This window comes from Enterococcus sp. C57, from assembly GCF_040887305.1.
GTDB lineage: Bacteria > Bacillota > Bacilli > Lactobacillales > Enterococcaceae > Enterococcus_B > Enterococcus_B hirae.
This window is the reverse complement of sequence record NZ_JBFOFP010000002.1, coordinates 410,312-429,712: the sequence shown is the minus strand read 5'-3', so window position 1 is coordinate 429,712 and position 19,401 is coordinate 410,312. Positions and strand designations below refer to the sequence as shown.

The 19,401-nt window shown below is 34.5% G+C and carries 15 protein-coding genes; all 15 read left to right on the top strand.

The window, feature by feature from the left end; translation table 11 throughout:
- Nucleotides 1-864, top strand: an 864-nt coding sequence (locus AB5M32_RS03815; protein ID WP_368024337.1) for a SpaA isopeptide-forming pilin-related protein, incomplete at its 5' end; no start/stop codon positions are given.
- A gap of 424 nt (nucleotides 865-1,288) precedes the next feature.
- The gene (locus AB5M32_RS03810; RefSeq protein WP_368024336.1) at nucleotides 1,289-2,272 is read left to right on the top strand and encodes a conjugal transfer protein; all 984 of its coding nucleotides are present in this window, start codon (nucleotides 1,289-1,291) and stop codon (nucleotides 2,270-2,272) included.
- Nucleotides 2,273-2,275: 3 nt separating this feature from the next.
- Nucleotides 2,276-2,500 carry a hypothetical protein gene (locus tag AB5M32_RS03805; RefSeq protein WP_368024335.1) on the top strand — a complete coding sequence of 75 codons (225 nt, stop codon included), beginning with the start codon at nucleotides 2,276-2,278 and terminating at the stop codon, nucleotides 2,498-2,500.
- Nucleotides 2,501-2,509: 9 nt separating this feature from the next.
- Nucleotides 2,510-2,899 carry a conjugal transfer protein gene (locus AB5M32_RS03800; protein WP_368024334.1) on the top strand — a complete coding sequence of 130 codons (390 nt, stop codon included), beginning with the start codon at nucleotides 2,510-2,512 and terminating at the stop codon, nucleotides 2,897-2,899.
- 20 nt (nucleotides 2,900-2,919) lie between these two features.
- Nucleotides 2,920-5,424 (top strand): ATP-binding protein, encoded by a 2,505-nt coding sequence (locus tag AB5M32_RS03795; RefSeq protein WP_368024332.1) that lies wholly within the window; start codon nucleotides 2,920-2,922, stop codon nucleotides 5,422-5,424.
- A gap of 14 nt (nucleotides 5,425-5,438) precedes the next feature.
- Nucleotides 5,439-7,406 carry a hypothetical protein gene (locus AB5M32_RS03790; RefSeq protein WP_368024331.1) on the top strand — a complete coding sequence of 656 codons (1,968 nt, stop codon included), beginning with the start codon at nucleotides 5,439-5,441 and terminating at the stop codon, nucleotides 7,404-7,406.
- A gap of 36 nt (nucleotides 7,407-7,442) precedes the next feature.
- Nucleotides 7,443-8,477 (top strand): phage tail tip lysozyme, encoded by a 1,035-nt coding sequence (locus AB5M32_RS03785; protein WP_368024330.1) that lies wholly within the window; start codon nucleotides 7,443-7,445, stop codon nucleotides 8,475-8,477.
- Between the two features lie 28 nt (nucleotides 8,478-8,505).
- Nucleotides 8,506-9,051: an EF0163 family protein gene (locus AB5M32_RS03780; protein WP_368024329.1), complete on the top strand. Its 546-nt coding sequence runs from the start codon at nucleotides 8,506-8,508 to the stop codon at nucleotides 9,049-9,051.
- Between the two features lie 198 nt (nucleotides 9,052-9,249).
- The gene (locus AB5M32_RS03775) at nucleotides 9,250-11,091 is read left to right on the top strand and encodes an AAA family ATPase (protein ID WP_368024328.1); all 1,842 of its coding nucleotides are present in this window, start codon (nucleotides 9,250-9,252) and stop codon (nucleotides 11,089-11,091) included.
- Nucleotides 11,081-12,142, top strand: coding sequence for a hypothetical protein (locus AB5M32_RS03770; protein WP_368024327.1), 1,062 nt, complete (start codon nucleotides 11,081-11,083; stop codon nucleotides 12,140-12,142). The genes AB5M32_RS03775 and AB5M32_RS03770 overlap by 11 nt, the downstream gene beginning before the upstream one ends.
- 461 nt (nucleotides 12,143-12,603) lie before the next feature.
- Complete coding sequence (locus tag AB5M32_RS03765; RefSeq protein ID WP_368024326.1) at nucleotides 12,604-13,809, top strand: tyrosine-type recombinase/integrase; 1,206 nt, start codon at nucleotides 12,604-12,606, stop codon at nucleotides 13,807-13,809.
- 89 nt (nucleotides 13,810-13,898) lie between these two features.
- Nucleotides 13,899-15,065, top strand: coding sequence for a radical SAM family heme chaperone HemW (gene hemW / locus AB5M32_RS03760; protein ID WP_034698273.1), 1,167 nt, complete (start codon nucleotides 13,899-13,901; stop codon nucleotides 15,063-15,065).
- 246 nt (nucleotides 15,066-15,311) lie between these two features.
- On the top strand, nucleotides 15,312-16,355 hold the full coding sequence (hrcA, locus tag AB5M32_RS03755) for a heat-inducible transcriptional repressor HrcA (protein ID WP_368024324.1): 1,044 nt from the start codon (nucleotides 15,312-15,314) through the stop codon (nucleotides 16,353-16,355).
- 45 nt (nucleotides 16,356-16,400) lie between these two features.
- Nucleotides 16,401-16,964, top strand: coding sequence for a nucleotide exchange factor GrpE (gene grpE, locus AB5M32_RS03750; RefSeq protein WP_010718940.1), 564 nt, complete (start codon nucleotides 16,401-16,403; stop codon nucleotides 16,962-16,964).
- Between the two features lie 41 nt (nucleotides 16,965-17,005).
- Nucleotides 17,006-18,838: a molecular chaperone DnaK gene (gene dnaK / locus AB5M32_RS03745; protein ID WP_010718941.1), complete on the top strand. Its 1,833-nt coding sequence runs from the start codon at nucleotides 17,006-17,008 to the stop codon at nucleotides 18,836-18,838.
- Nucleotides 18,839-19,401: the final 563 nt, after the last annotated feature.

Genomic DNA, 19,401 nt, shown 5'->3' with positions numbered 1-19,401 from the left:
GATGCCTTGATTCGTTTAGAAATTCCGAATCGATTAGCTCGTCAAAATATCCAATTGATCAAGCGAGATCGGTTGAATGAACAACCAATAGAAAATGTCCCATTTCATTTATACAACATAGTAGCGGATGAAAATGGAGAATTGACTGAAATCTTAGTTGAAAAATATTTGACTGATAAAGAAGGGAAAATCAATGTAGAGGCACTACCTTATGGCAACTATAAATTTGTTGAAGTGGAACCTTTGGCAGGCTATTTACCATTAGAAGAACCAATGGATTTTTCTGTCACGGTTGAAAAGGACGGCGAACTACTTGTTCTTGAAGCCTACAATGAACGGGAACCATTAGAGTTGACCTCTTTATTTACCGATAGCGCTGGCGAAAAAACACTTGATCCAACAGTAGACAATCAGTTGAAAGATGTGGTGTGGGTCAAAGGCGAGGCAATCGAAATCGGACACACTTATACTGTTTTTACGCAATATAAGAATACGAAAACAGGAGAAGTAGTCAGTGAAGCGACATCAACTTACACTCCAAAGAACAAAGAAGATACATTTGAAGTTTTCTTGGATTTAAAAGCGAATATGTTAAAAAACGGCGAACAGTTAACAGCTACGCATATTTTATATTATGAACAAGAAAAAGAAAATGAAGTAGGACGTGAGGACGATCTTACGAATAAAGAACAGACTGTTACCTTCAAAACACCCGAAAAACCAAAAGAAAAGCAACCTGAGAAAAAGGTAGAGACACCACAAGAATTACCTAAAACAGGAAATAAACAAAGTATTTTAGTGATGCTTGTAGGTTTCCTATCCATTGCTTTCGTTGGATTCAGGTTATATCACTTAAAAAATTGAAAAAATGAATAAAGCTATGCTATAATGAACATGAAAAAAGGAACTGCGCTAACAGTTCCCTTTTGACAGCACCGTTTAAGACGGTGGCTCAGTTTAATTATATTTACAAAAAATAACCGTTAAACTGCCTAAGTTTAAATTGCGGTTATTTTTTGTCGTTTTTGTGATTGCTGATTGTCAGAACTAACGTTGCAAAAGCTATCGCAAACATTAGCGCTTCAAAAACAGACAAGCTTATTCCTTTCTAGGGATCAAGCCACAAATCAACATAGGCATCACCCCATTTCTATTGGGATTAGGGATTAGCCACCGCATAAACTTTACTGTCTCAACTATTATAGCATATAGACCTAGTTATTTCCTTGGAAATTCAAGTATAACTAGGTCTATTTTTTTGCCTAAAAATAAGAAACCAGGAGGAACTATGAATTTAAAAAAGATCAAGAAAAAGGAGAAAAAAGAGAAACGTCCGAAAGTGAAAAAATTGTCACAACAAAAAGCGAATAAAGTGGTTTTTACTGGGGTTTGTTTGCTGGTGATCGCTTCGACTATTGGAGTAATTCGAGCAAATGTTGTGGCAACAAATTTTGATCAACTATCCAAACAAGTGGATCAATTAGCTATTCTTAAAAAACAAGGAGTAAGTCATGAAGAAGCGTATGATTATTCAGCGCTTTCTTTTTATGTCACCCGTTTTGCTAAAGAGTACTTGAATATGGATACTACAGCAAGTGAAGAAGAAAAAAGCGAGCGTTTAAAACGTTTGTCAAATTATTTATCAATTGATGTCGAATCCATTGATGAAAGTAGTAATCAACAATTAGAAATTGTTCGTCAGTTGAAAGAGGTTTCCTTAAGTAGAGTGTTAACAGAAAAGGACTGTCTCTTAGTTTATTTAAATGTTTCGTATGAGAGTAAACAAAAAGACAAAATAGAACAATTGAATCAAGAAATGGTTTTACCGATCAAAACCCAGAAGAACCTCTTTTCAATCGTTGGTCGTCCTTATTTTCTAGGAACGACTTTGCCACAAGGAAAAACTGAGCCAATGCAACAAGATGGAAAAGAAGTAGAAGTAACAACAGATGAAAAAGCTAATGTTGAAAAATTCTTGAAGCTATTTTTTGAAAAATATGCAACGGCAAACAAACAGGAACTCATGTTGTTAATGAAAGAGCCAGTCATAACGACAGGAGACACTACGTTATTGGAGTTAAAACAAAATGATATCCGTTATTTTGAAACAAAACAAAAAGGTGTACAAGGCGTTCAAGTGTCAGTAGTGTTTGCTGACAAAACAACTGGTCTCGTGCACACTGAAGATTTTACTCTCTGGTTAAGTCAAACGGAAAATTCATATTTTGTGAATACATTAAAACATTATTTTACAGAAAAGGAAGGAAATTAAATTATGAATGTCTCGAATTTAGATAGTTTTATGAAGTCAGGTTTTATTACGTTGTTAAGTTTTGCGGTGATTGTGCTAATTTTTAAACATTGGCGTGGGGCAGAGTGGTTGAAAATTGGTTCAGTGATTTTGATCGCATTGATTTTAAACGATTTTGCGACAAATCAAGGAAATAATATTTTTACAGTCATGAAGTGGTTTCTTGGATTATTTGGAATCAAGATGTGAGGGCGAGAAATGAATCATTATGATTATGCACGTGGATTAAAAGCGCCCTATTCCATTCAAGTTATTCGATCCCCAAAAGGAAAAACACTGTGGGTCTTTGCACAACCTTTGAGTCTTTCCTATCTACTCACGCTGATTTTAGGATTAGTGATTTTTGGCTGTTTTTGGCAAAAAATGCCCTTACCAACATTTTTTAATATTAATTTTAATTTTTTACTCATGCTATATTTTCCCAATAAAATAGCACGTTGGTATGCAGAAACGGAATTAGATGGTAAAACAGCCAATGTTTATTTAAAAGATATGCTTCTTTACTTCAAAAACGATGTAATGGATCAACGACCAATGATAGGGTTCGAGCGAATCCATGAAACAACAGAATTTTCATTTAGACGATAAAAAATAGAAAGGAAGATGACATGCATTTAGAATACCCTTTGTTGGAATATACCCATAAGAATGTCATTCTAACACAAGAAAAACAAGCGATTGCTTACTATCGAATCCGTTCGGAAACAGTCATGCTGACGGATTTTGAAAAGAAACAAAAAACCAAGAAAAAAGTAGCACGTGCATTGAAACGCCTGAAAAATGGAGAAGGATTTGAAATCAATCTTTTACCAGTGAATGCGGATATTCGAGGGAAGATGGGAGCCATGCGCTCCCTGGTTGACCCTAAAAACTATGCGGTTGCTATTGATAAACTAATGAAAACCGCTGTGACTTTAGAACAGGAAATGGGAATGGTTTATGAATATGCTTGGATTATTGGCGTGCCTTTAGTAAAAAAAGAAATTGCGATTGACCTGAGAGAAAATATTTCAAAAGCAGTGAACCATGCGACTGAGAGAATCATTACGGGTTTAGGATTTGCGATTGAATTAAATGAGACTTGGTACCAAGAGTTCCAGGAACAGGAAATGGAAGTCTACCAAAATTTATCGGAACTATTAGTTGAACGCTTGTCAGAAGATGAACTGTATTACTACCAAGCCTATCAATTTTTAAAAAACATTCCTCATGAAAAACAAGATATCTTAGCTAGCCAAAATTTAGACAATTTAATGGCAACAAAAATTAAATCGATTTTTCAAGGAGGATTACATTTTAATTGTGAGTTTGGTGAAAGTTATGTTTCATACCTACCTGTTGGTGATATTGGCGTATTTCTTGATGGCAATCATTTATTAGAAATTGTCCAAAAAATGCCTTTTCCTGTGGAAGTGAAATTGCAAGCAAGTTTTGCTGAAAGCAAAGGTCAATTAGCTCTTTCGGGGCGTTCGTCACGTGCACGAACTCGAACAAAAAATATCATGCAAGAAGCTCACTTGGCAGGATCGAAACAAAAAAGAAAAATTGTTGAAGGACAACTCGCTTTAGATGATTTAGACCAAAAAATTGATGATGGCATTGACATTATTGACTGGACAGCGGTTTTGGTCGTATGTGGCAGTACCAAAAAGCAAATGCAGGCACGTAAAAAATATCTAATTAATCGTTTTGATAGTTTAGGGATTCCATTGATTAAGGCAACTTTCGATGATCCTTATTTATTTCAGTCCACCTTGTTTGGTAACTTTATGCGATTTAAAGATAAGCGTTGGCAACATACAACAACCTTAGAAACTTTTGCAGAATTGAATTTCTTTACTTCTTTAAAAGCAGGTACCAATTTAGGATATTACTTTGGTCGAGTAGATACCACCTTAGAAGAAAAAGAAGATCGACAAAGCGTGCTTTTAAACTCGAAAAATCTGATCTATATGAATATGTTCTTAGCGAACAAACAAGATGTGATCGGTAAAAAAACTAACAATCCTCATTGGGCACTAACTGGGGATACGGGGAACGGAAAATCAGTGACTGCTAAAAAGTTGTTTATGGAATGTGCCACCTTAAAAGATCATGTTTTATATATCGATCCGAAAAAAGAAATGCGTCGACAATTTATGCGGACAATCAACGATCCGCTGTATCAAAAAAATTATCCTTTAGATGCTGAATTTGTTCGTTCTTTTAATTTTGTGACCTTGGATGTTCGTGATCAAAAAAATAGCGGTGTGTTAGATCCAATTGTCTTATTTGATGAGACGGAAGCGATTGCTACGGCAAAAGCGATGTTGACCAATATTTATGAGGGAACCTGGAACTTAAAACAAAAAACTGAAATTAACGAAACCATTGCAGAGGTAGTCAATGAACGAAAAATAGGAAAAAAAGTAGGGTTTTGGCATGTGATTGAACGTTTAGCTCAAAGTGAAATACCTGATGTTAAGGATATGGGGCGCTTTTTGATATCAACGATACGGGGATCAATTTTAGAATTAGCTTTCTCTCATGGAGAAGTACCAGGTCTTTCCTTTGATAAGAAAGTCACAATTTTAGAAATTGAAGACTTAGATTTGCCGACTGATAAGAATGAACACATGGATGAAAACAAGCGATTATCCGTTACTTTGATGTTTGCGTTAGGAACGTTTTGTTCAAAATTTGGATCACGTAATCCCAAACAGGAAACGGTCACCTTTTTTGATGAGAGTTGGATCTTCCAATCGTCTCCAGAAGGGAAAGCCATTTTGAAGTCTATGAAACGGATTGGGCGATCCTTCAATAATTTCTTAGTATTGATCACACAATCTGTTAATGATTTAGATGATAAAGAAGACGGTACAGGATTTGGAACGGTGATTTGTTTTGATGAAGTTCAAAATCGTGAAGGAATTTTAGATTATTTAAATTTACTTAATAATGAGCAGAACATGAAGTGGGTTTCCAATATGGTTCAAGGGCAGTGTTTGTTAAAAGACATGTTCAATCAAGTGAACCGTGTGGTGGTTCATGTATTATTTGAAGAATGGCTAGAATTGTTTAAAACAGTCGATGATTCAGATGCTTCAGTAATGGAAAATCGATTTGCTTTATAGGAAGGAGGTAAGGAATGAAGTATTTAATTGATAGCTACGATGCGTATATGGCTGGTGGCGGTTTGTTGGATAAAGGTTGGCAAGCTGTGAACTGGTTTTTTGTGGGCGTTCCTTTTTTTATATTGAAGCTATGTGTCTCTTTCTTTCTATTTTGTGAAAGTGTACTGAATCAATCAGATTTTTTTATTGCGAAACAAACAGAAGCTTATGAGATGTCAGTAGAAATCTTAAAGAATTTTGGCGGTACTCGTTTTGGTTCTGGAACGTTGATGGGCTTAGCAATGATTGTGAGTGCCTATTATTTATTAGTCAATTTCTTTTCCAATCGGCATAATTTCTCTAAAGCTTTATTGCATTACCTAGTGGTTTTTTTATTGTTTTTTGGTTGGTTTAGTCAAATAAGTATCGCTAACAATCACGCACAACAACATGACGTACCAATCTTTGTCGTGAAATCGCTAAATAGCATGGCTACGTCAATTCGCAGTAATTTTCTATCTGGCACAAGTTATGAAACAGGTTCAAATCAAAGTACGATATTTGATGCAACCATTCAACAAACTTTTAACTACGTGAATAGTGGTTCTTTAGATGGCACCATGGAAAATGGAGAAAAACTAGATGAGACAAAATTATTACAAGAGCCTGGTTTATCAGAAAATGGAAAAGAAAAATTCAAGAAAGAACGTGAAAAATATATTGCTTCCTTAGAAAAGGAAAATTCCTACTTTGCCCAAGATGGAGTAAAAACGATGGAAAAGAGTTTTGCCATTTGGATTGGTGTATTCAATCTTATTGTATTAGCCTTACCTAGTTTATACGTGAGTATAATGCTGACGGTGATACAAATGATGATTAATCTATTAATTCTTGCGTTTCCAGTTATCGCACTAGCTTCCTTTTTTCCACGTTGTCAAATGTTGCTTTTTAAATTCTTTAAGGCACTTGTTGGCGTTTCCTTTATGCCAGTTATTTACGGTGTCTTTCTTTCGGTACTCTTTTGGATGAATCAATTAGTGGATCAAGTATTTTTAAATGTGGCGGAAACAGTCAATGAAAGTTTAATCAACGTTCTATCAGGTGGTATTGTTTTATTAGGAACAAGATTAATGATGATCGTGGTAAAAATCGTGGTAATCAAGACACTATGGAAAAATCGTTATCGAATTTTACGTTTTTTCTCAGATGGTCAAATCCAACAGCCAATCTTTGAAAAACAAGTGAATGAAAAAATGAGAGCAGGAGCAGAACGGATCGGTGAAATTGGTGTAGGAACCGCACAGATGGCGACAGGAGCATATACTGGCAATTTAGGAATGGCTTTAAATGGGGCGAGTGCTATTTTGCCAGATAAAGCCTTAAACTTAGGTAAAGAACATTTTATTGATGAAAATGGACAATTTACTGGGATAAAGCCAGGCATTCAATCTTTATTTAAGCAAGGTGAAAATGAAGGAATAGAGTCTTCTATCTATCAAGAAGCCAATGAAGAGAAAGATGCCAATGAGCAATCAGAAAAGGAAGAATCAATCATTGATGAGCCTTTTGATGATAAAGCAATGGCAGATATATTAACGGAAATTCCTATAGAAGATCCAGAAGATCGTTCAATGGCAGAATCAGATGAGCTAACTCTCGAACCACTGGAACAAGAGCTACCGCCAGAACCAGAATTAGCAATCGACACCGAAACATTAGCTACGATTGAGCAAAGTGAGAAAGAGGAGTTTGATGAACCACAGAATCCTGAAATGATGGATAATCTAAATGTGACCGTGGATAACTTGGATGAACTTGCATTTGCGCAAGCTGAAAAAGCCTATTTTGATCAAGAACAAGATCAAGAATTGCTAGCAAATTATGAACCATTAATCAATGGAATCAACCAAGAAGACAATAATCTTAAAAGTTTAGAAGCAGAAGCAAGCTTTTTTGATGAGGTGAAGGAAAAATCGATAGGTGAAAAAATGGAAGACTGGTAAATTGATCAGTCTTCTTTTTTAGAAAAGAGGAAAGAAATGAAAAAAATTGCGTATTTACTTATGGCTATGCTTTTTCTATTTCTAGTTCCTTTTCTACTGTTTCTCGTTATCTTTTCCACTAATCAAAACGGTGATACTTCTGAGTTTGAACCAACGACACCGCAAGAACAAGTGGCATTGGCTGTTGCCCAATTTGTCCTGGAACAAGGTGGAACGAAAGAATTTGCGGTAGCTTGGATCGGTAATATGGAACATGAAAGTGGATTGATCCCTTCTCGTATCCAAAGTGATTTACCTTTCAATGATCTTTGGGCATATAATCCGAAAATTGGAGGTTATGGTATAGGATTGGCACAGTGGGATTCAGGTAGAAGAGTGAACTTATTAAATCTGGCGAAAAAAGAAAACAAGGAATGGCAAAGTATTGAACTGCAGTTAAATTATGCCTGGAATCATGATAGCTCCGATAGTGAGTTATTAAAAAATATGGCAAACGGAACAAGTATCGATGGTTTAGCTGTCGATATTTTAAAATATTGGGAACGTGCTGGAACCAAAGATGATCTTTTAGAACAAACCAAACGAAAAATAAGTGCCAATCAATGGTACAAAAGACTTTTTGAAGGTTCTCTCGGCAATGGATCTACGAATGTTGGGGGCGGTAAAATTGATCTTTTAGAAGCGGTCATGGGGCAAACAATCAATGGTGGACAATGTTACGGGTTAACCGCCTATTATGTTCAAAAATTAGGTGGACCAGTCATGATGGGGTCAGGATTTATGTATGCGGAATCAATAGGTCGTGATTACAACTGGGAAAAATATGGTTGGGAAGTCGTGTTCGATCCTAAGCCAAGCGAGATTAAAGCAGGAGACGTGATCAACTGGTACGCAGGACAAGCACTTTCACCAGGAGTTTATGGACATACGGGCATAATTGCAAGTGTGGAAAGTGAAAAATCGTTTACCACCTATGAACAAAATGCTGAGCAAGGGCAAATTTGTGCTCATTATTCAAGAACGTGGGGCAAAGAATTTACTCGAATTGCCAGTGTCGTTAGAAAAAAATAAAAGGAGAAACAAAAAGTAGGTGAAAAAAATGAAATATAAAAATTGTTGGATCCTATATGTATCAATGATTTTATTGGTACTAAGTGGCTGTGTGCAACTAGAAAAAAATCAGGAAACAACCATAACAACAGAAGAAGTGCAAGTAATGGAAGCTGTTGAATCAAGTACCACAAATTCAACGAAAGAAACAAAAAATACGAATAGATCAACCTATAAGGAACAAAAAGAAAAGGAACTAACAACAGAATCAAAGGAAAAAGAAGACCATACGCAGTTACTTGAAAAATACGGTGAAGCTTATGCCAATTTTAAAAATCTTAACCATCGGAACGAGCAATTAAAAGATCTAATGACGGAAGAATGTATCAAAATGAACGGCATTGATATCAAAACAGGAAATGCTCTAGGCAGTGAAGGTAAAGTCACGGCGATCTACCAAAATGATCAAGAGGAGTATGCAGTATTATTAGATTGTATTCAGAACGGTTCACCCATTCGTATTTTATTACTAGCAAAAGTCAAAGAGGGGAAAATAGCGGAAATGACCTATAATACGTTAAAGCAGGAATATTAGAAAATTTTTCATAATAAGTAAGTTAATTGATTAATGTTACAAAAAAATTATTAATTAAATATGTAATTGTTTTAAAAAAACAAATTTTATTATAACTAAAATAGATATTTAAAAATATTTCCTTTATGTGTAGAATATTAGTTATAAAAATTTTTTGAATTCTATGTTAAAGTGCACACAATAAGGAGATCAATTTATATGATAATTAGTTATTTAGAGTTTGAAGAACAGAATCAAAATATAATAATTGATTTTCCGACTAGAGAGAATATTACTAAAATTGATGAAGGATTCTATGAGACTACGCCAAATGAGGAATTTGTTCAAGATTTTTTTTCAAATAATATAGATTTTATATACTCTATAGTTGGTAAAAATGCTTCAGGAAAAACTTCGCTACTTAAGAATATCATTCGTATTTTAGAGGGGGAATTTAAAGGTAATTATATAATTGTATTCGAACAAAATAATAATGGAATTATTAATTACTGTTATATATCGACAACACAAAAAATAAAAATAAATGGAAAAAATATTAAAAAGATTGATGTTAATATCTTTTTTAATAAAGTTTCTACAGTGTTGTTAACTAATATGGTAGATGATAATCCGATTTATAAACTTGATCAAAAGACTATAAATTTATCAAAAACAAATTTGATTAATCAATCTGAAAGTTTACAAACTTTTTTTTCAGATGAGATGACAAGGAATATAAACTTTGTAGCTAATTACAAAAACGATATTAAAATTGAAGATTATATTAATTTACCTTCAGAACTTAATTACTCTTTAGAAGACAATTTTTTCGGATTGTTTAAACAAAAATCTAATTTTATTAAGCATTTAGCTACTTTAGCAATGGAGAGATATAATAGTTCATTTCTGAAACAAATTATAATTAATACATCTTGGGCTGTTAGTGAAAAGTATAAAGAGTTACTATATACTAACCAGCATATTAATTACTCTGAAGTTGAGGAGTTATTAACTATTAATAAATATAATTTTGAAGATTTAATTGTTTATATTGAAAAGACACTTCCTGATATAATTGGCTTAAAGAAAAAAGAAAGTAGTATTCAAATTGGTGAAAAAAAATGGGATTTTAAAGATAAACATGATGAAGAGGCATATAACTCCTTTATTAAAGATAGTGAAGAAGATCCTGAGGAAAATACTTTTTTTAATTACTTTTATAAAAATAAATCATACAAAATAAACATGAAAACAGTAAACGCATTCATCGAAGCATTAAATAAGTGGAAGAAACTATTAGATGAATATTGTACTGTTTTTAAAGATATCAATATAGAACCCGATTATAGTGGAAATATGAATGGAGTTATCGATATAGAATCTATCCACAATCTAACTAAATTTAAAGAGAAGAACGGAACTATATGGGAAGATGAAATCGTGTATACTTGGAGAAATTTGAGCAGTGGAGAGAATGCTTTTTTGAGTATTTTTAGTAGGCTATATGAAGTTAAATTTGAATTTAATAAGTTTATAGTATTGGTAATTGATGAAGGAGATATGTCTTTTCACCCTGAGTGGCAACAACAGTGGGTAAATATATTGACTAATATCTTGGAAGAAGTTTTTAAAATCAATAGGTTTCAAATTATAGTGTCTACTCATTCTCCATTTATACTATCGGATTTGCCTAATAATAATATATTGTTATTAGGCAAAGACTGTTATACAGACACCCATGATTTGAAGTTATCATTTGGAAGTAATATTCAAGATTTGTTAACTCATAAATTTTTTATTAACTCTGGACTAACAGGAGCATTTGCTAAAAATAAAATAAATGGAGTTATTGACTCGCTGTTAGAAAACGATACTCAACCTGATAAAATTTTAGATAATAAAAAAATTATTAATATGATAGGTGAACCATTAGTAAGGAAAAAGGTACATGATTTATATATGGAAAAAATGAATGATGTAATAAGTTTAGAATCTAAATTAAATGAACTTCAGAAACAAATAGATTACTTACAAGAAAGACTTGAAAAAAATGAAGAATGAGAGTGAAATCAAAGATAAACACTATAATTTTTGCAAAAAATATCTTTTACCCAATATTCATAAAACTATTTTACAAATAGAAGATTATGAAATGAAACAGAAAATAACTGATGTTTTTTCTGAAGAAAATTTTAAAGATTTGATTTGTTCCTGTCCTGTCGATATAAAATTAGCAGATGAAATTAATAGTTTAATTGAGAATGTTAAAGGTAGCTACACTTTTTTGACACCGAAAGGATATATCAGAAAGAAGAACAGAGAAAACGAAACTGGTCAGTTTAAAGACGTTATTAGTGCATTATTTTTAAATACTTATCTATTGTTTAGTGATAAAGATGATTCTTCAGAATATGTATCTGAGAAGTTTGGGAAATATAAATGGAATTCTTATGAATATGTACAAAAATGTGGGTTACATGTTTGTCCATATTGTAATTCTGAATTTATTTATACACAATTAGAATCTAAAAATGCAGATACGAAAAAAATTGGGAATTTATCTTTACCAAGAATAACTATTAGACCCCAATTAGATCATTTTATTGCAAAAGAAAAAAAACCATTATTAGCAATTTCATTATTTAATTTAGTTCCTTCTTGTAAAACATGTAATGTTTCTATAAAGCATTCTATTGAATTAAATAATGAGCAATTTATGAATCCCTTATATGAAAATATATATTCTTATATAACGTTCTCTAATATATATTCACCTCAAAATGATCATTATTCAAATATTACAGGTAGAAGCAAAAATTTTGAGTTAAGTGTTCTAAAAAGAAAAGATTATTTTGAGGAAAAAACATTTATAAAAGCTAAAAATACAATTGATGTATTTAGAATAATAGAGAGATATGAACCTTATTTTGACTATATTCAATTTATAATAGCGAGAGAATTGCTATATACAAAATTATATTCTAAAAGTTTAGAGAATGATTATCCAAATTTATTTAGTAAAGGTGAAGTAGAAAAATTAAAGAGAGCAGAACAAATAAAGTATAATGATTTTATTTTTTCTAAAATAGTTCAAGATTTATTATGGAATTAATGATATGAGTGATTTATTGAGTAGCGAAGATAGAGTGAATAAAATCTGTAAAAATGCAATCCAGAGACTAAAGGAAGATGACTTAGTTAATTATGGCAGAGGATTAACCAAACATTTGGTTGAAGGATGCGACATAATCTAGGGTTTTATCAGTGTATATCACTGCTCCGCATAATGGTTAGTTAGAATCAATTTAGAAAAATTTATTAAATTTAAAATAGTGGGCGCATGAGCGGAGGGGTTTGTTCCTTTGCGAGTGTGCTTTTTTATTTGGAAAGGTGGACATTCTGAAGGTTTCAAATTATAAGGGATATTTTCGTAGTTCATATACAATAATAGATAAAAAGAATTATATACGTACGTTCCAGGTTTATTACGATCCAATCCAGGAAAAGACAAGAAAGAAAAGTGTCAATTGGAAAGTAAAAGGTTTCAAAAACGAAAAACAAGCGTTACGCTATTTGAAAGAAAAGATTGAAAAAGAGTTCAAGAATGGTTCTGATTATTCTGAGGGAGATTTTTGTGAAACTTTCGGCGAGTTGTCGGCACTTTGGTTGAAGGCTTGGTCACCAACCGTACGCCAAACAACTGTCCATTATCAAAAAGAAATTCTTACTCGCTATCTCCAGCCGTATTTTCCAGATAATCTGCGACTTCAGAAACTTTCACCTTTGTTGGTTGAAGGCAGGTGGGCAGATATCTTATCCATTCGCTCGAAACAGACCAATACTCTTTTAGAAAAAGCAACATTAGAAAAGATTCGGTCATTACTAAAACAAATTTTAGCCTATGGCTATCGGCATGACCTGGTATTATTCGATTTAAATAAGATTGTCTTAAAAATTCCCAATGATCGAAAAATTCGTGGGATTCAGCGTAGGAAGAAAAAGTTTTTAGATAAAATAGAAATCAGTTGGTTACTACAGGCAATCAAAGAGAAATACGAAACCAACCAAGAGATCAATAAAATGGGGGGATTGTATTTAGATATGGTAGAATTTATGATTCGTAACGGCTTGCGTATTGGGGAAGTCAGTGCCTTAACGACTGAGAAGGTGGATGTGACGAAAAAAATCATGGTGATCAATGAAGGCGTAGTATCAGCTGGGCGCTCCGTAAAAGCGTATGTACGCAACCCATCAAAAACCATTAGCTCGATGCGAAAGCTTGCCCTAGACAAGCGTTCGATTGAGATCATTCAAAATCGGATCAAGTACAATCAGCGACGGCAAAGGGAAATGGAACAGCGAGCTAAGGGAGAATTTTATCAGATACATAAGCGAATAGACCATACGACTTATCGGAGAAAAGTTCCAGTGTCAAAGAAATTTATTTCTTCTAATACAATTTTTCAAACTCAAAATGGTACGCCAGTTGTGTATCATTCGTTTAATGAGTTTATGAATGGGCGTGGAAACAATAAAAAACCAGTAAAATGTGTCAAAGATATTTTGAAAGAAAAATATCCTGAATTTAATAAACATGTGACTACGCATACTTTTCGCTACACACATATTTCTCTCTTGGCAGAAGCAGGCGTTCCGATCAAAGCAATCATGGAGCGAGTGGGTCACTCCAACATGAAAACAACTTTAGAAATTTATAACCAAGTAACCAATACAACCAAAGAAAAACTAGTCCAAGAAGTCGATTCTTGGATTTTTTAGTGGATTTGTTTTGAAAATACAGTTAGTATGCTTTTATAAGAGTGGTCGAAAACAGGTACGACTTTTCGACGTAAGGAGAATTTAGTTTAATGAATGAAACAACCAATCCCGCAGAACAAAAGGTTTCTGCGTATATCCATATCCCGTTTTGTGAGCATATCTGTTATTACTGTGACTTTAATAAAGTATTTTTAGAAGGTCAACCCGTAGATGAATATGTCGAGATGCTTCTAAAAGAAATGGAAATCACACTTGAACAACATCCTGTAAAAGAATTAGAAACACTGTATGTTGGTGGTGGGACACCTACGTCTTTGACTGCAGTGCAATTGGATCGTTTGTTAGCAGGCGCTAGGGAAATATTGCCTTTTAAAGAAGGAAAAGAATTTACGGTTGAAGCGAATCCTGGAGATCTAACGAAAGAAAAGCTTCAGGTCATGAAAAATTATGGAGTGAATCGTTTATCAATGGGGGTGCAAACTTTTGATAATCGGTTGCTGAAAAAAATTGGGCGGAAACATACCGCAGAGGATGTTTACCAAACAATGCGTTTTTTAGAAGAAGAAAACTTTACGAATGTGAGTATTGATCTGATTTATGCGTTACCTGGACAAACGTTAGAGGGCTATCGAGAGACATTGAATCAAGCACTTGCACTTGATTTGCCCCATTATTCATTGTATTCATTGATTTTAGAAAATAAAACGATGTTTATGAATTGGGTGCGGCAAGGGCGTTTAGAACTGCCTGATCAAGAAACCGAAACGCGAATGTTTGAAGAAACCATACAAGCGATGGAAAAAAAGGGACGTCACCAATACGAGATCAGTAATTTTGGGTTGAAGGGGCATGAATCAAAACACAATTTGATGTATTGGAACAATGATCATTATTTCGGCTTTGGCGCAGGTGCAAGTGGATATCTTGGGAATAAACGATACCGTAATAAGGGACCGATTCAACATTATTTACGTCCATTAAGAGCAGGAGAACTCCCTGTTTTGGAAACTGAAGTACTTTTAAGAGAAAATCAAATCGAGGAAGAAATGTTTCTTGGGTTAAGGAAAAAGATAGGAATTTCCAAACAACATTTTTACGAACGTTATCAGCAAACAATCGAATCGCTTTATTCAAAGGTTTTGACAGATTTAGAAAAAGAAGGATTATTGGTCAATGAATCCGATCGAATTTATTTAACGCCAAAAGGAACTTTTCTAGGAAATGAAGTATTTGAACGTTTCTTGCTTGAAAAATAGTTGTGAGAGGTCAATAAAACCTTTAAATTTCTTTATAGATCGATTAAATAATGGAAGGTATTAAGAAACCTATTTATCTTTAGTGTTGATCTATCAATGTATTTATCAGAGAATGCCGCTTTTAGCACTCGTTAAATGAGAGTGCTAAAAGTGGTGTTCTTTTTCTTGACACACTATGCGCTTCTTGCTATATTAGTAAGTGGGTTAGCACTTAGAAGATATGAGTGCTAATGAGAGGTGAAGAAGATGTTAACACAAAGACAAAGTGAGATTTTACGTCTGATCATCCAAAACTATACGAGTAGCGGTATACCCGTCGGCTCCAAAACCTTAATGGAAGATGGAGTCAAGGCGAGCTCAGCAACGATCCGTAATGACATGAAAGCCTTAGAAGACGCTGGGTTGTTACTTAAAACTCATTCTTCATCAGGAAGGATTCCTTCAGCATTAGGTTATCGGCATTATGTGGATCATTTGCTAAAACCTGCTCGTGTAACCAATGATGATCTGCAGCAGATTCGGCTGTCTTTAAGCAAAGAATTTCATGAAATTAACGAGATTATTCAACAATCTGCTGAGATTTTATCCGAGCTGACTAGTTACACAACCTTCTCGTTAGGCCCAGAAATTAAAGACCGCCGTTTGACTGGTTTTCGTATTGTTCCTTTAAATAGTCGTCAAGTGATTGCGATTGTAGTAACCGATAAAGGAAATGTAGAAAGCCAAGTTTTTACACTTCCTGAAAATCTAGGAAGCCAAGATTTAGAAAAAATTGTTCGCATTGTCAATGAACGATTGGTGGGAGATCCATTGATGACTGTCTATCATAAATTGCGGACAGAGATTCCAATGATTTTGCATAGATATTTTCAGACAACTGAAGGGATATCAAATCTTTTTGATACGATACTCGGACATGCGTTTGAAGACAAAGTTTATGTAAGTGGACAAATGAATCTACTAGATTATGAACTCCACCAAGATCTGGAGCAATTCAAATCGATGTTTTCGTTTATGACAGATACTTATGAATTAACCCAAATGATCGTCCCAACGGATAGTAACATCCACATCAAAATTGGATCTGAATTAGGAAATGAGCTTTTACAAAATATGAGCATGATCCAAGCAAGTTACGAGATTGCTGGACACGGTCGAGGTACAATAGCCTTGTTGGGACCAACCAGTATGCCTTATTCAAAAATGCTGGGTCTGGTAGATGTCTATCGTCAAGAATTAGCGAACAAGCTTGCTGATTATTATCGATCAATTGATTTGACTGGATCTTAGCATGAAAACGAATCACTGACTGATTAACGAAAAGGAGTGTGTCTTGTGAAAGAAAAAAAAGAAGAGTTAGAAAAAGACGTAGCGGATATTCAAGAAGATACGGAAATCGATACGGAAGCGACGGAAGACTCAGGTGTCTCTGACGTAGAAGCTGAAGAATTTGAGCGTTTAAATTTAAAGGCTGAAATGGAAGAGTTGGAAGATAAATATTTACGTGCTCGAGCTGAGATTGCAAATATTGCAAATCGAAGTAAAAATGAGCGTGAACAACTACAAAAATATCGTTCACAAGATCTTGCCAAAAAATTATTACCTTCGATTGATAACTTAGAGCGTGCTTTGGCTACAGATGTGGCCGATGATCAGGGCGCAAGTTTGAAAAAAGGTGTCGAAATGGTGCTGGAAAGCTTGAAACAAGCACTTAAAGAAGAAGGGATCGAAAAAATCCCGGCAAAAGGAGAGGCTTTTGATCCGAACCTCCATCAAGCTGTACAAACCGTGCCAGCGACTGAGGAACTTCCAGCTGACACAATTGTCGAAGTACTACAAGAAGGCTACAAATTACATGACCGCGTATTGAGACCAACAATGGTTATTGTTGCGCAATAATGTCATGATATAAAATTAACTAAGATAAGGAGACGTTAATTATGAGTAAAATTATCGGTATTGACTTAGGTACAACCAATTCAGCAGTAGCTGTTTTAGAAGGAAACGAAGCAAAAATTATTGCAAATCCAGAAGGTAACCGTACAACTCCTTCTGTTGTCTCATTTAAAAATGGTGAAATTCAAGTGGGTGAAGTTGCGAAACGTCAAGCAGTTACTAATCCAAATACGATTTCATCTATCAAACGCCATATCGGTGAACCAGGCTATAAAGTAGAAGTAGAAGGAAAATCATATACACCACAAGAAATCTCTGCAATGATCCTTCAATATATCAAAGGATTCGCTGAAGACTATCTAGGTGAAAAAGTTGAAAAAGCAGTTATTACTGTGCCAGCTTACTTCAACGATGCACAACGTCAAGCAACAAAAGATGCTGGTAAAATTGCTGGTTTAGAAGTTGAACGTATTGTAAATGAACCAACTGCTGCAGCGCTTGCTTATGGTTTAGATAAAACAGACCGTGATGAAAAAATCCTAGTATTTGACCTTGGTGGTGGTACGTTCGACGTATCTATCCTTGAATTAGGTGATGGCGTATTTGACGTACTATCAACAGCTGGAGATAACCATCTAGGTGGGGATGACTTCGATAACAAAATCATTGATCACATGGTAGCTGAGTTCAAAAAAGAAAACGGCATTGATTTATCACAAGATAAAATGGCATTGCAACGTTTGAAAGATGCTGCAGAAAAAGCGAAAAAAGATTTATCTGGAGTATCAAGCACACAAATCAGCTTACCGTTCATCACAGCTGGCGAAGCAGGTCCTCTTCACTTAGAAATGACATTGACTCGTGCGAAATTTGATGAATTAACCGCTGATTTAGTAGAGCGTACAAAAATTCCAGTACGACAAGCCTTGAAAGATGCTGGTTTATCACAATCTGAAATTGATGAAGTTATCTTAGTTGGTGGTTCAACACGTATTCCTGCAGTTGTTGAAGCAGTAAGAAAAGAAACTGGAAAAGAACCAAACAAATCTGTAAACCCAGATGAAGTAGTAGCGATGGGTGCTGCTATCCAAGGTGGGGTTATCACAGGTGATGTCAAAGACGTTGTGTTACTTGATGTTACTCCGTTATCACTAGGTATTGAAACAATGGGTGGCGTCTTTACTAAATTAATTGATCGAAACACAACGATCCCTACAAGTAAATCACAAGTGTTCTCAACGGCTGCAGATAATCAACCTGCTGTAGATATCCATGTCTTGCAAGGTGAACGTCCGATGGCTGCTGACAACAAAACGTTAGGAAGATTCCAATTAACAGATATTCCTGCAGCACCACGTGGTGTGCCACAAATCGAAGTTACTTTTGACATTGATAAAAATGGTATCGTGAATGTTTCTGCTAAAGACCTAGGTACACAAAAAGAACAAAAAATCACGATTAAATCTTCTTCAGGTCTAACTGATGATGAAATCGAACGCATGGTAAAAGATGCAGAAGCGAATGCAGAAGCAGATAAAGCACGTAAAGAAGAAGTGGATTTACGTAACGATATTGATGCTTTACTATTCTCAGTTGACAAAACACTAAAAGAATTAGAAGGTAAAGTTGACGCAGAAGAAGTGAAAAAAGCGGAAGAAGCTCGCGATGAATTGAAAGCTGCTGTTGAAGCAAACAATATCGAAGAAATGAAAACAAAACGTGATGCATTGAATGAAATTGTGCAAAATTTGACAGTTAAATTGTATGAACAAGCTGCGCAACAACAAGCACAAGAAAATCCAGAAGCAGCGCAAACAGGTGCAGATGATGTAGTAGACGCTGACTTTGAAGAAGTCGACGGAGACGACAAAAAATAATCTCATTAAATAATCGTTAGCTGTTTAGTAGAAATGACAAGTTTCAGTAGAGAAGGTTTTCCCCTTCTCTAGCTGGTACTGTTATCATACAATACAACCTTTTGAATACGTTGTTAAACAATATTAAGCAGGATCTAAAAGATGAGTGAATCGAAGTTTATACAACAATTTACTTTACCATTCGTTTTTAGTGTTAATGCTTGAAAGAAGGTTTAGCAAAAGAGATCAGCTCTAAGAAATAATCCGAAGAATGCGAAAATAGATTCTCATATTTTCGAGTTTCTTCGGATTATTTTCCGATAGTGCTACATTTAGAGTGGTCTAAAAGGTTAGTAGGCGTTCACTTTCAAGAATGATGCGCAAAATAGAGACCTTATTGTTTGGAGATTTGATGTGCATGATTATGCCTGTTGAATAACAGAAGTCATAAGAACAATGGGAGAATTTCTTGGACAATAGCTGTTGCTTTGAGGTAGTTCGATCTGGTCATAAGATAAGATTTGAGGAACATTCTTTCTTCAATTTGGAAAACTTGACTTAGGTATGAGCCTTAAACTAGCTTC